The organism is [Clostridium] aminophilum DSM 10710 (genome assembly GCF_000711825.1).
Lineage (GTDB): Bacteria > Bacillota > Clostridia > Lachnospirales > Lachnospiraceae > Clostridium_R > Clostridium_R aminophilum.
The window spans coordinates 1-13,209 of sequence record NZ_JONJ01000008.1 but is presented as its reverse complement, the minus strand read 5'-3'; the positions used below and the strand labels follow the sequence as shown (position 1 = coordinate 13,209).

General features: G+C 50.5%; 10 protein-coding genes. 3 read left to right on the top strand and 7 right to left on the bottom strand.

Features of this window, described 5'->3' with window-relative positions:
* Positions 1-109: 109 nt before the first annotated feature.
* The 3 genes from BR86_RS0106655 to BR86_RS0106645 form a co-directional block, all read right to left on the bottom strand.
* Positions 110-1,447 (bottom strand): Glu/Leu/Phe/Val dehydrogenase dimerization domain-containing protein, encoded by a 1,338-nt coding sequence (locus BR86_RS0106655; RefSeq protein WP_031472372.1) that lies wholly within the window; start codon positions 1,445-1,447, stop codon positions 110-112.
* A gap of 287 nt (positions 1,448-1,734) precedes the next feature.
* Positions 1,735-3,072, bottom strand: a complete 1,338-nt coding sequence (gene gdhA, locus BR86_RS0106650; RefSeq protein ID WP_031472370.1) for an NADP-specific glutamate dehydrogenase — start codon at positions 3,070-3,072, stop codon at positions 1,735-1,737.
* Between the two features lie 377 nt (positions 3,073-3,449).
* Positions 3,450-4,091, bottom strand: coding sequence for a PilZ domain-containing protein (locus BR86_RS0106645; RefSeq protein WP_051684645.1), 642 nt, complete (start codon positions 4,089-4,091; stop codon positions 3,450-3,452).
* Between the two features lie 317 nt (positions 4,092-4,408).
* Here BR86_RS0106645 and BR86_RS15190 point away from each other — a divergent pair, with 317 nt between their 5' ends.
* A complete protein-coding gene (locus BR86_RS15190; protein ID WP_051684644.1) occupies positions 4,409-5,035 on the top strand; it encodes a type II secretion system protein in 627 nt (208 codons plus the stop codon).
* 180 nt (positions 5,036-5,215) lie between these two features.
* On the opposite strand, the gene BR86_RS0106635 is transcribed toward BR86_RS15190, so the two are convergent.
* Positions 5,216-6,880, bottom strand: a complete 1,665-nt coding sequence (locus BR86_RS0106635) for a DUF3298 and DUF4163 domain-containing protein (protein ID WP_031472364.1) — start codon at positions 6,878-6,880, stop codon at positions 5,216-5,218.
* Positions 6,881-7,220: 340 nt separating this feature from the next.
* On the opposite strand from BR86_RS0106635, the gene BR86_RS0106625 reads away from it, so the two are divergent.
* The gene (locus tag BR86_RS0106625) at positions 7,221-8,723 is read left to right on the top strand and encodes an AAA family ATPase (protein WP_031472362.1); all 1,503 of its coding nucleotides are present in this window, start codon (positions 7,221-7,223) and stop codon (positions 8,721-8,723) included.
* A gap of 230 nt (positions 8,724-8,953) precedes the next feature.
* Here the strand turns inward: BR86_RS0106625 and BR86_RS0106620 are convergent, their stop codons facing one another.
* From BR86_RS0106620 to BR86_RS0106610, 3 genes are all read right to left on the bottom strand, one after another.
* Positions 8,954-9,715, bottom strand: a complete 762-nt coding sequence (locus BR86_RS0106620; RefSeq protein WP_031472360.1) for a formate/nitrite transporter family protein — start codon at positions 9,713-9,715, stop codon at positions 8,954-8,956.
* Positions 9,716-9,815: 100 nt separating this feature from the next.
* Complete coding sequence (gene pdxR / locus BR86_RS0106615) at positions 9,816-11,114, bottom strand: MocR-like pyridoxine biosynthesis transcription factor PdxR (RefSeq protein WP_038288115.1); 1,299 nt, start codon at positions 11,112-11,114, stop codon at positions 9,816-9,818.
* A gap of 372 nt (positions 11,115-11,486) precedes the next feature.
* Positions 11,487-12,821 carry an MATE family efflux transporter gene (locus BR86_RS0106610; protein WP_031472356.1) on the bottom strand — a complete coding sequence of 445 codons (1,335 nt, stop codon included), beginning with the start codon at positions 12,819-12,821 and terminating at the stop codon, positions 11,487-11,489.
* 163 nt (positions 12,822-12,984) lie between these two features.
* Here BR86_RS0106610 and tnpA point away from each other — a divergent pair.
* On the top strand, positions 12,985-13,209 hold a 225-nt coding region (gene tnpA / locus BR86_RS15185), incomplete at its 3' end, for an IS66 family insertion sequence element accessory protein TnpA (protein ID WP_031472615.1).

Here is a 13,209-nt window from a genome sequence, read left to right as displayed (position 1 = left end):
TCAATCAAATGTGTTCAAAAATAGTCACCGAAATTGTGGATGTTTTTTTGTGCATATTCCCTATTATAAATTTTAAAAAAATGCAGTTCGTCCGCGCTTTTCCGGCTGTTCAGACGATTCCCTGCGCGCACATCGCATCGTAGACCCGGCGAAACGCGGCGATATCCGCCCCGGCAATATAATCATTTTTCAGACCGCACTCCTGTACGGTGTCTTCCACCAGCCGGCAGATCTCATACATATGATAACGGAGCTGGTACTCCACCTCTTTTTCACTCCAGCGCAGATGCATGGCATCCTGAGAAAACTCCAGACTCGTCACCACTACACCGCCCGCGTTGCAGGCCTGATACGGGTAAAGCCGCACGCCATGCGCTTTGAGATATTCCACCGCCTCCGGCGTCGCCGGTTCATTCGATCCCGGGCAGACGGCAAACGTTCCATTCTCCGCAAGGAACCTTGCCTGGTCGAGCCCGATCTCATGCGATACCGCGCAGGGAAGCGCAATGTCGCATTTCACCTCCCAGATTCCTTCCGGACCGTCATGGTATTCCGAACCGGGACGCCGTCTTGCGTACTCGCTCATTCTCGCCTTCTCTTCCAGTTTTACCTGCCGAAGAAGATCCGGTTCGATTCCCTCCGGATCATACACCCATCCGTCGGAATCGGATGCGGTGAGCACTTTCATGCCCAGCTCCTCCGCCTTCTGCGCCGCATGGATGGCTACCATACCCGCTCCGGACAGCGTCACAGTCTTTCCTTCCACGCTCTCTCCCGCCATTTTCAGCGCCGCTTCCGCATAATACGGAATTCCGTATCCGATCGCCTCATCGCGAAGATGTGTTCCGCCGAAAGCGCTTCCCTTTCCGACGACCCTGCCGTCGCAGATGTTCGTCAGTTTCCGGATCTGCCCGGTGAGATACCCCATTTCACGGATGCCGGCACCAATATCGCTTGTGAGAATATCCTCATCCGCCCCCAGATACCGGAACAATTCCTTTGCATATGCCTGACTGAAGCGCATGACCTCCCGGTCGGATTTTCCTTTCCACGAAAAATCCGCGCCTCCCTTTGCGCCTCCGGCCGGAAGCCCTGCGAGCGCATTTTTCCAGACCATCTGAAACCCGAGGGCCTTCATCTTGTCCGCATTGACATCCTCCTCAAAACGGATGCCGCCTTTATATGGGCCGAGCGCATTGTTGAACTGCACGCGGTATCCGTGATTGACACGGGTGTTGCCCGCATCGTCGATCCAGGTCACGCGGAATGCATGTTCGCGGTCCGGAAACATCATGCGCTCTAGAATCGCGTCCGCGCGGTATCTCTCTTCTTCTTTCTCTACAACCGGCCGAATGGAAGTCAGAAATTCTCTCACAACCCGCTGATATTCCTTCTGCTCCGGATACTCTTCCGCAATCCGCCCGATAATCTCATCAATATATGCCATAACAACCTCCGTTTTCCGTGTCCGTATATACTGCGTATGAATCCATATTTACTACGTGCGTATTCAACTTTACTACGTACAGCTTCCAATTTGCTATGTACAGATTCATATTTGTTATGTAAGCGATCATTTTCTATCTATGTATTCGTATATATATCGCTTATATATTAGTAAAAAGGGCTTTCTTCTTCCCCTGAAGTGTAATACAACCCTTCCCAATATACAAACGAAGCGGGAACCTGCCGCAGCAGATTCCCGCTCTTCAGACCGGTAACATCTGTTTTCTTTTAATATACTCCCTGTGCAGCCATCGCCTCTGCAACACGGTTGAACGCCGCGATGTTGGCACCGGCAACATAGTTCTCGCCGAGATTATTCTCTTTCGCCGCATCGGCGATGATGTGATAGATATTTCTCATGATATCGCTGAGACGGGAATCAACCTCTTCGAAACTCCAGTAGAGGTGCTCAGAATCCTGTGCCATCTCGAGCTCGGATACGCTGACGCCGCCGGCGTTGCAGGCCTTGGACGGGCAGAGGATAACGCCGTTCTTCTGGAGATACTCGGTTGCCTCCAGTGTGGTCGGCATGTTTGCGCCCTCGCATACCGCATAGGTGCCGTTTGCAACCAGTGCCTTTGCGTCGTCCAGATTGATATCGTTCTGTGTTGCGCACGGAAGAGCGATATCTGTCCTGACTGCCCAGAGCCCCTCGTGACCCTCATGGTACTCTGCGTTCGGTCTCTTAGCCGCATACTCGGTCAGTCTTGCGCGCTTCTCAAGTTTCACTTCCTTCAGAAGATCGAGGTCAATGCCGTCCGGATCGTAAACCCATCCGTTGGAATCGGAGCAGGTAACAACCTTCGCGCCCATCTGCTGAGCCTTCTCGATTGCGAAGATTGCAACATTTCCGGCACCGGAAACCGTGACGGTCTTGCCCTTGATCTCCTGGCCGTGATCCTTCAGGAGCTCATCCACGAAATACATCAGGCCGTAGCCGGTAGCCTCGGTTCTGACCAGAGAACCGCCGAAGGTAAGCCCTTTTCCGGTCAGTGTTCCGTCGAACTGGTCCGTCAGCTTCTTATACATTCCGAAAAGGTATCCGATCTCACGGCCGCCGACACCGATATCTCCGGCCGGCACGTCCATATTCGGGCCGGTGTACTTGAAGAGCTCTCCGACATAGGCCTGACAGAACCGCATGATCTCGCGATCGGATTTCCCCTTCGGGTCGAAATCGGCTCCGCCCTTTGCGCCGCCGATCGGAAGACCGGTCAGTGCGTTCTTATAAACCATCTCGAAGCCGAGGAACTTAATCATGCCCTGTGTTACGGTCGGATGGAAACGAAGTCCGCCCTTGTACGGGCCGAGCGCATTGTTGACCTGAATGCGGTAACCGTGATTGACCTGAACTTCGCCGTGATCATCCGTCCATGTTACCCGGAAAGAATGCTCTCTGTCCGGAACGACCATTCTCTCAAGCATCGCTTCCTGCTGATACTTCTCTTCGTCATTCTCTACGACAGTGCGGACAGACTCCAGAAATTCCTTTACTGCCTGATGATACTCCTTCTGATCCGGATAATAGGAAACTACGTTCTCGTACACATTATCAACATAAGACATGATAATACCCTCCTCTGTACTGCTTCGAAATACCGTCTGCCATTTACGGCATCTGCTTATCGTGATCTGTTTCCTCGAGGTATGGGCAGAGTATAGAACCGGTCAAAATGTATGTCAATATTTTTGATTTATCGCAAATTTATTGATTTATATGCATTATTTTCGTTGTTTTCTTCCAAATTCTATCGGTGTTTTTTGTGAGTTTCGACCGAAAAAACGAAAAGACGAGGTCATTCTGCAGTTCTTTCATTGTGCAAAATGCCTCATCTTTTAGTTGAACAAAAATGAAAATATGGGTATTTTATAATCGTATTTTTATAACTGTTATAATATATTCTTTATGATTAAATTCCCTGAACTCATATCCGGCCTGCCATTTATTCTTCACCCGCGCGGTGATTCTCGATCAGTCTCCGAAATACATAATTGCGGATGTTCGCCTCATCTCCCGGCTGCAGGTTGATAAACCGGAGACCGTATCCCATATGGATCTCATCCGCCTTCTTTCCCCATACGGTTTCGAGAAGGAAGGTCCGGTCTTTTTTGTTGAATTTAAAGCGAAAGCGCACCAGTTCCTTCGGTGCCAGAGTCTCCACCGTCTCGATGTATACGCCGCCTGCGCTGAGATTCCGGATCGTTGCGAAGAAATCTCCGCCCAGCTTCGGATCATCATGATAAAACTGCCACTCAATGTCCACAGACGCGCGGACATCCATCTGACGCTGCTTCGTCTCATTACACTTGATGACATTGCACTCGCCAATCCACGGATACGGGCTGGTCGGATATGCCGGATTTCTCTTGATCAGAACCTCCGACTCCGTCGTGATCAGTCCTTTCTGAACATCATAGAAATCCACCCTTGCCTGAATCCGGGCATCCTGAAAGTGGAAGCCCTCAAAGTATAATGTAATATTCTCCTTGCTGAAACGGACTTCAACGGGGATCTTTACCTCGCCTTCCGGCATATAGACCATGCCCCGGTCACATTCTTTCAGAATCATATCATCACCTGCCATCCTGTTTTATTCTTGTTCATACTATATATAACTTTCTTTATTATACCTTGAAACAGCAAGTATTCTATCACCTTTTCAGTCATAAATCAGGCATTTGACGGTGTTTTTGATGACATCGTTTTTCGTGATTGAATATACAAACCCTATTATTCAAAATTATATTAATTTTTGTCCCTTTTCGCCGATATTTTGTTTGGTGCAGTATCCCTGCTCCCAACGTCAAGCAAAACCTGAATACATGAAAATTGTTGATGCAGTGAAGTGCTGTATCTCCGCTTCCAGCATCAAACCAAAACACGAAAAGAAGTTGAACCACCATGCATAACGAAAACCGAAGCCGGAAAGGCTACACTCTGGTTGAATTGCTTATTGTCATCGCCATCATCGGCGTGATGATCGCCATCTGCGTCCCGATCTTTCGCTCCAGGCTGGAGAAATCCCGCCGTGCGGTCGATCTCGCCAATGCGCGTTCCATCCGGGCCGTCCTGGCAAACATTGTAAATGCCGACGAATTCGACTATCGTGGCGCAAAACACGGTGACAAAAAGGAGATCGGCTTCTGGGTACTGGTGACCCGGGATCCATCTTCGGGACCGAGCAGTGATTATTCCGGGAGAACCGTATACTGCTGCGCAGAAACAGACGTAATTATCGACGGCGAGCCGACGAAAACAGCGGAAGGAACCCGTTTTCACAATCAGGGCGTCGAAGATGCCATGAAAGCCGCCGGCCTGAACCTTGATACCCTTTCTGTCAAGGCTTCAAACACCACCGTCAACGGAATCGGCGGATGGGACTGGTATCTGGTCGAGTACGGCTGGAACGATGTTTCCGAAGAATACGATTTCCGGATCTATTCCGGTTCGAAGAAAGAAAGTGCCAGCTGGGCCAAACATCCAAATCCCACCAACATCGAACTTTATCTGAACCGCCAGAATTCCTGACCGCAGCGTTATCTTCTTTTTTCCAAAAAAAGGCGGCAGTCCGGGCCTCGAAAGCCCGGGCTGCCGCTCTGTTTTATTCACGCAGCTCCGCCCCTTCCTACAGGAGGCCCTGGCGGCTGCCGCAAAAATGCCTGACACGCGCCAAACGCGGTTCGCCTCGTTCTGTATGACGCGTCCATCTTAACCCGCAAAAATCGTATTGTCGAGAAGTTCCTCAATCGGGTACTTATCCTCCACAATGTGCGGCCATACATCCCCGTTCACATGGAAGCGGACAATCCTGCCGTCATCGGTGCGGCAGTCCGTGATCGACTTGTCATCGGTACGGATAAAGGAGATTTTGGTTCCCTTCTTGACCGTTTCCCGATGTGTTTTCTCCGTCTCGAGCGACTCCAGAACATCCAGTTCGATATCCTGTTTCAGCGTCAGCTGGAAATCCTCCCAGGGCTTAAGCGCAAAATATTTGTCATTCGGCTCAAGTCTTCCGTCTTTTCCCGCACGATAGCTTCGCTCCATCTGCATGGAGGACAGCAGTTCCGTGCGGCCGCCCAGAATCATCGCCTCCGGATCGATCATAACCGCGTCATAGACTCCTGCCGTTTCCTGATTAAACTTCATTTCTTCCGTTTTTGAAAGCTTGAGGGAGCTCAGGCTCTGCCAGTCATTTTCCGTAAAGTCATTGCAGTACAGATAATCTCCGTCTTTTGTGTGAAGGTGATAGATGGATTCCCGATAGGAATACGGCTGATACGTTGCCTGTTTTCCGTCATAGTCCACCCTGAGCGTCTCGATGTAGCTGCTGCCATCCGACGGATCATACTGGAATGATACTTTGAGGTCGGCTCCGCCGATGGAATACGTCTTTCCCTCCTCCAGCTCTTCAATATACTGCTCCGGCACTTCAAAGAAACGGGCGTCGATCAGTTCCGGGTAATCTTCCGCCTTCAGTTTGACATAAAACTTTCCGGCCGCATACGGTCCGATATCATATTGATTGAACACAAACTGCAAGCCGTCGCGATCCGCGTACCAGTTCAGATATGCGGTGTCATTCTCCCCTTCATATCCGTCCCCTTTCATCATCTCACGGATCCGGTCCGAAAGTTTTTCGCCGTCACTCATTTTTCCGTCCTGATCAAACAGGCCGTCCGCATTCTCATTCTGTTTCGGCACTTCCGCAGCCAGAATCTCCGGAATGTTCTCCGTGTCTTTCACGATATCGGCCAGTTTCAGCCGTTTTCCGGTAGCTGCGTCGAAGGTGTAGGCCGTCGTCTCACTGAAGCCGTGCGCCCCGCCGAGAAAGCTGTAATTCTCCCGGACAACCGTCAGGCATCCCGAATCCGCGCGAACCGGCCTAACGATGTTCTCATTTTCAAACGAATTAAACAAATCGTCCTGTGCGTGCTGCGCTCTCATCTCCTCCGCTTCGGCGGCATTATCCTTCACAAAGTTCTTCGAGATTTTTTCGGTATCCCCGTTGATCTTGTCCACGGCCGCGAGAATTTCCGGCTTCACCTCATCCGCACGTCCGGTATCCGGATTCACATACACATCCGCACCGAGAAGATTGTATTTCGAAGCGACCAACAATGCCTCTTCATTCTTTGAGTATTTCCAATCCCCCTTGTTTTTGCTGGTGATATGATACGGATAGCACGGTTCCGCGTCCTTTTTACTCTCGTTCTCCTCCGCCGCAGAACTCTCTCCGGCAGTATCCTTCTCCGCGCTTCCGGTTTCCGAAGCGTTCTGTGCCGCAGAATCCTTTTCCTGCGCCTTCCCGGCATTCTGACAGCCGGCGGACGCAAGAAGCGCCGCCGCCATCACGGCAAGCCAAATTTTCCTCATAACTCTCTCCTCCTGATTTATGATTTTCCTGTTCTCTTATAAAATAGATACCCTATGACCATTATCTTTATGGCGGATAACCTCATATTATATTATTTTTCTCCGAATGTATCTGACAAAATGCTGACGGCTTTCTTAATCTGCTTTTTCCGGATCTGCTCTCCCCGATCTGCCGGTCTTTTCGCGATGATTTCGGGCAAATCCCCTTACTGCTTTTTCTTATATTATCTTTTATACAATATAGACATCAAAAATGCGGAATGTTACAATAAAGCTGATTATTAAGGAATTATTCCGCACGTATAGTTACATTATTCTCATCAAAAAGTGAGGTATACCTATGCTTACTGTCAATGAGCTCGCAAAATTCTGGGGAGTTTCCGAACGATGGGTGACACAAATGTGCCGAAGCGGCAAGATTGCCGGTGCCGTGAAGGAAGGCCGCAGCTGGAAAATTCCGGACAATGCGGACCGTCCGAAGGATCTCCGCATCAAAACCGGTAAATTCACGAAGGCTGCCGCTCAGAGCGACGCCCGTCTTCTTCCTCTTCCGGTCGGCATCTCCGATTACGTGAAAGTGCAGAAAGAATACTACTATGTCGACAAAACCCTTCTGATCCGGGATATTCTCGACAAGAAGCCGTATGTCTCCCTCTTCCTGCGTCCGAGGCGGTTCGGAAAAACGCTCAACATGGATATGCTCCGCGTCTTCTTTGAGAAGGCGGATTATGACACCAGCGTGTATTTCTCCGACAAAAACATATGGAAATGCGGCAAGGATTATCAGGACTATCAGGGACGCTACCCGGTGATCTCCCTGACCTTCAAAGATGTGAAATACCCGGACTGGAAGTCTTCCAAACAGAAGATCGCCCACATTCTCCAGGCAGAGTTTGACCGTCACCGTCAGGTTCTCGAAGGCGAAACGCTCTCGCGCAAGCAGAAGGAATACTTTGAAAAAATCCTCAACGCCGAGGCGTCCGATATCGAGCTCTCGGCTTCTCTTGAATACCTGACCGCAATGCTCGACGCGTATTACGGTGTCGCCCCGATCATCATCATCGATGAGTACGACACCCCCATTGAACAGGGCTACTCAAAGGGATTCTATAAAGAAGTCACCGGATTTATGCGCAATTTCTTCTCCGGCGGCTTTAAGGACAATCCGCATCTGTCCTTCGGCTTCATGACCGGAATTCTGAAATTTGCGCAGGGAAGCCTCTTCAGCGGACTGAACAACCTCCGGGTTCACTCCATGATCGATAAGGATTATGCATCCTATTTCGGTTTCACCGAGGAAGAAGTCCAGAAGCTTTTGGAATACTATCACCTCGGCAACAAGTACCGCGAGATCCGCAAATGGTACGACGGGTATCTGATCGGCGACACAACCATCTTCAACCCGTGGTCCATCATCAGCTACGTGGACGATGGCTGTACTCCGGATACCTATTGGGTTTCCACCGGCAACAACGCGATTCTGGATGACATCCTGAAAAATGCCACCAACGATATCAGCACCCGCATGAACAATCTCCTGCAGGGAAGTGCGGTTCTGGCTCCGCTCGACTCCGGCGTCACCTATCCGATGTCCACGACCGACCCGAGCCATATGTACAGCTTCCTTCTCGCGAGCGGATATCTGAAAGCGAAACGCAAGGGCATCAGCGGAACCGGCAACATGATCTGCGAGCTCTCCATTCCGAACAAAGAAATCAGCACCGTCTACCGCGCCAAAGTTCTGAGCCATCTCCAGCAGGCCGGCAAGATTTCGCAGAATTCCGTCAACGCGATTCAGGGAGCACTGATCTCCGACGGAGACGATGTGCTCACAAAGGCATAAAAATTCAAAACAACCGCCGCATCCTCCCTGACTTCCGGAAGATGCGGCGGTATTTTGTACCTTTTTCCTGTATTTCCGTTATTATATTTCGATTATCGTCATACCAGTTTCCGAATCGTTCGCTCCCGGTTCCCGATCCATTCAGTCCCGAAGGCCCGATCCGTTCAGGCCGGAGGACCGATCTGTTCAGTCCGGAGGCACGATCCGTTCAGTCCGGAGGCACGATCTGTTCAGTCCCGTTTTCCGGCGAGATAATACGGAAGCGCGACAAACACCGCACCGCCGAGAATATTGCCGATCGTGACCGTCAGAAGATTGTAGACATAACCGCCGATCGTGATCGCAGGGCCTGCCGGTGCAATGAGCGCCAGCGTCAGCTGCGTCATATTCGCGATACTGTGCTCAAACCCGCAGATGACAAAGGTGAAAATGCACCAGAAAATCATGATCAGCTTTCCGCTCTCCGACTTGCAGCGGCCTGCGCACCAGACGCCGAGGCAGACAAGCACATTACAGAGGATTCCGCGAATCACCAGCGGAAGAAACGGCACCGCCACCTTCGCCTGTGCACCTTTGGCAAGAAATGCCTCCGTCGCCTCTCCAAACAGTCCGGAATACCGGAATAAAAGCGCCAGAAGAACGGAACCTGCGAGATTGCCCAGCCAGCAGGTGATCCAGAACTTCAGAGTCTGCGAGAGTGTCACCTTCTTTTTCATCATACCGGCCGCCATGACCATGTTGTTGCCGGTGAAGAGCTCCGCGCCCGCGATGACCACAAGACTGAGCGCCACGCTGAAAGCACCGCCCATCACGATCTTGGTCGCCGGAGCGCCGGCCAGCTGTCCTCCGATGACATTGGTCAATATATTTCCGAATCCGATAAACGAACCTGCCACCGCGGCAGAGACAAAGTAACCGACCGGATTTGTCTCCATAAACGCTATCTTTTTCTCCGCATTTCCGGCTACCGCTTCAAAATCCGCCTCATACATATGAAAATCCCCCCTGAATGATGCTGATATTCTATAGCTTTATTGTATTCAATTCGATGCAGCCGGACAATTTACACTGTTTAGAAATCTGCCTCTCCCACTACCGTTTTGTAAAGTTTTCCGTCTTCTTTTCTTTCCGTTTTCTCCGCCGCACCCGGTTGATATGGCGCTCAAAATCCCCGCTCCGCAGAAGCTCTGCCAGAACATACTGATCATACGCCGGAACGGTGCAGGAATAGAATCCCAGCCGCCGGTGAAAAATCTCGATCAGCCGCTCCGGAAGGATCATATAGCCCACACGGATCGACGGCGCGATCGTCCGGGAAAAGGTATTCATGTAGATGACATTTTCCTGCTCAGTCATCGAAAACAGGGAATTCTCCGCCCTGCCCGATATGGTAAGCTCCGAGTCATAATTGTCCTCGATAAGGATGCCGCCCCGCTGCGCGGCCCAGCCAAGATATTCCTGTTTTTTCGTTCCGCCGACCGAGATCCCGGTGGGATAGCTGTTAAACGGCGTGATGTGAAGAACCGTCGCCCGGGTCTTTCGAAGGTCCTCCGAAGCGATGCCGTCCGGCTTTAGCGGAAGCATGTCACACCGGATGCCGTATGCCTCGTAAACCTGACGGATCTTTCCGTAGGACGGATCCTCCAGCGCAAATACCGTCTCTTTCCCGAACATCTGCGCCACAAGGCTGTAGAGATACTCCGCCCCCGAGCCGATGATGATCTGATCCGGTTTCACATGGATCGAGCGGCTCCGCGCCATGTATGCGCTGATCTCCGAGCGGAGTTCTGCGCAGCCGTCATTCGGCGATTTCACAAGGATCCGCTCGCCATAATCCAGCAGAACACGGCGCATCGTTTTTGCAAGCACTGTGTACGGAAACTCGGAACCGGAGGAAACATGGGGATGAGGATGAGGATGGAATTGTGCGGAAGAAGCCCCGGGAGACCCCGCCGATACCGGAGTGTGCGCCGAGGCCGTAGAATACGCTGACGTCAGGGGATCCGCCGAAGTCGTCGAACCAGCCGACACAGACTCTGATCTGTCAGCAAACGTCACCTCTCTTCTCCATGTTTTTCCATCAGCTTCCATCCTGTGTCCTGCAGAAGAATGCTCCATCTCAATCATCGCCGGCATACCCTGAAAGTCGCTTTTTTGGAAAATGACATAGACGCCGCTTCTGGGTCTTGCCTCCGTGTACCCTTCCTCGCAGAGAAGTTCCACCGTATGCTCGATCGTAATGACACTTACACCGGTCTCCTCCGCCATCGTCCGCTTGGACGGAAGTTTGCTTCCATAGGAATAAACGCCCGCAATGATGTCACTGCGAAGCATCTGATAAAGCTGAATGTAAGCCGGAATCCGGCTGGTTCCATCAATCTCGTAATTCATCTGATTATACCGTTATTCCTCATTTAAAGACTATTGCCACACCAGTTTTATAGTACCGTAAAGATTATCCAAAGTAAAAGGGCTCATTTTCAGAAACGGTTGCTTCTACTGTATAAAAACGTGTGGCAGCGACTCCAATGACAAGTTTCGACTTGTCTGTTCATCCGAGAATTCCTGTTTTTCCGTCATCAGATTCTGTACTATATTAAATACAACAAATCACAACGTACCATACAAAGGAAAGCGCCCGGGAAGTTTCCGGGCGCTTTCCTTTGTATACCGATAAGTTTGTTCCAGATGTTTCGGACTTCTGTTGCGCGAATGGAATATCTCTTTCGTCAACGGATCTGCTTATTGCTCATATTGCTCTTATTATTTCTTCGTGCGCGATATGTATATCAGACCGCCAAAACACAAAACAATCTGCAGGACGGTGGAACAGGGTGTCGCAAGACCGATATGGAAGAGAGACCCCGGCATCATCCGGCTCATCAAAAAGGATACCGGCACCCGGACCGCAAATGCTCCAAGGATGCCCTGCGCCATGACAAATGTCGTATATCCCATTCCATTATAGAATCCGATAAAGCAGAACAGAAAGCAGGTAAACAGGCAGTCTATCGCATACGCCTTTATGTACTCTGCTCCTGCCACAACAACCGCCTCATCCGAAGTGAATACTCCCGAGAGCAGATCTCCGTGAAAAAATCCCGTATAAAACATTACCGCGCCAAAGATAAAGGAAATCCCAACCGCAGCCCGGAATCCCCGGAATGCCCTGTCCAGCTTTCCCGCTCCTCTGTTCTGCGCGACAAAAGCTGACATCGACTGCATAAAAGACATGGGCACAAGCATGATGAACACGCATACCTTTTCCGCAACGCCGATTCCGGCGGAGGCAATCAATCCAATGGAATTCACGATGGCAAGTATCACAAGAAAGGATATGCCAACCAGCAGATCCTGTACGGCAATCGGTATTCCGAGCACAAGAATTCTTCGGATGATGCGCTTGTTCCATGTAAGCATTTTCTTTTCCAGTGTGAACGGCAGTGTCTTATGTGAAATGAGAAGATAAGAAATGACAACACTGATAAACTGCGCACCTACGGTCGCATAAGCCGCGCCTTTTGTTCCCATGTGGAAAACAGCCACCAGTAAAATGTCACCGATGATATTGCAGATACACGCGATCAGAACCGTGATCAGCGGAGTCTTCGAATCGCCTATGCCTCTGAATATACCACCGATCATATTGTAGGCCATAATAACGATGATCCCGCCTCCACAGATTCGGATATATGCGGTGGTCAGCCCGAATGCTTCCTCCGGAGCATGCATGGTCATGGCAAGCCCCGGCGCGATAACCGGTATGAATACCGTAAGAAAACACCCGATCACCGCAAACAGTGCCAGTCCGCTGCCGACAATCTGTCCTCCCTCATCCGCACGTTTTTCTCCGATTTTCTGACCGAGAAAAATGGTCATGCCCATACACAGGCTGCTGATAATATTCGTCAGAGTAGCCATAATCTGGGAACCGGTCGAAACGGCAGATACATCGGTCGAATCCGCAAACTTTCCAACAACCAGAAGATCCACCGCTCCATACATAGCCTGCAGAAACAATGCCATAAGAACCGGTCCGGCAAACCGGAGAAGCGGTAACACGATCGCGCCCGTTGTAAAGTCAATTCTTTTTTCCATTGAATCGTCCTCTCTTCCAATAAGCTTTCCTCTACGAAACCACGTAAACGGTAAATAGTCGGTGCCGTGATACGGCATCTCGGCCATGAGATAATTATTCTGTCACTTTCAAAACTTGAAAAAGTTGGTGTCAACTTTTCCCAGTTTTCACAGGAGGTTTCTCATGGATACTCAATTAGCTACTTCCCAGATTCGTTTGCAGAACTGGGTTGCTATCATCAGGGATCAGAAATCCAGCGGACTCACGATCAAAGACTATTGCCAGGAACACGATCTTTCCCAAAACGCGTATTACTACTGGCTTCGAAAAAGCCGACGTGCCGCATTGCAGGCAACAGACATCTCTTTTACAGAGGTTCCGGTTACGAATCCAGCACCTGTGTATCCG

What these genes read in the sequence shown, in the direction of transcription:
- gdhA (WP_031472370.1), bottom strand. Translation starts at nt 3,072, where the DNA reads ATGTCTTATGTTGATAATGTGTACGAGAACGTAGTTTCCTATTATCCG.
- BR86_RS0106635 (WP_031472364.1), bottom strand. Translation starts at nt 6,880, where the DNA reads ATGAGGAAAATTTGGCTTGCCGTGATGGCGGCGGCGCTTCTTGCGTCC.
- BR86_RS0106620 (WP_031472360.1), bottom strand. Translation starts at nt 9,715, where the DNA reads ATGTATGAGGCGGATTTTGAAGCGGTAGCCGGAAATGCGGAGAAAAAG.
- BR86_RS0106655 (WP_031472372.1), bottom strand. Translation starts at nt 1,447, where the DNA reads ATGGCATATATTGATGAGATTATCGGGCGGATTGCGGAAGAGTATCCG.
- BR86_RS0106645 (WP_051684645.1), bottom strand. Translation starts at nt 4,091, where the DNA reads ATGGCAGGTGATGATATGATTCTGAAAGAATGTGACCGGGGCATGGTC.
- BR86_RS0106625 (WP_031472362.1), top strand. Translation starts at nt 7,221, where the DNA reads ATGCTTACTGTCAATGAGCTCGCAAAATTCTGGGGAGTTTCCGAACGA.
- BR86_RS0106610 (WP_031472356.1), bottom strand. Translation starts at nt 12,821, where the DNA reads ATGGAAAAAAGAATTGACTTTACAACGGGCGCGATCGTGTTACCGCTT.
- BR86_RS15190 (WP_051684644.1), top strand. Translation starts at nt 4,409, where the DNA reads ATGCATAACGAAAACCGAAGCCGGAAAGGCTACACTCTGGTTGAATTG.
- pdxR (WP_038288115.1), bottom strand. Translation starts at nt 11,114, where the DNA reads ATGAATTACGAGATTGATGGAACCAGCCGGATTCCGGCTTACATTCAG.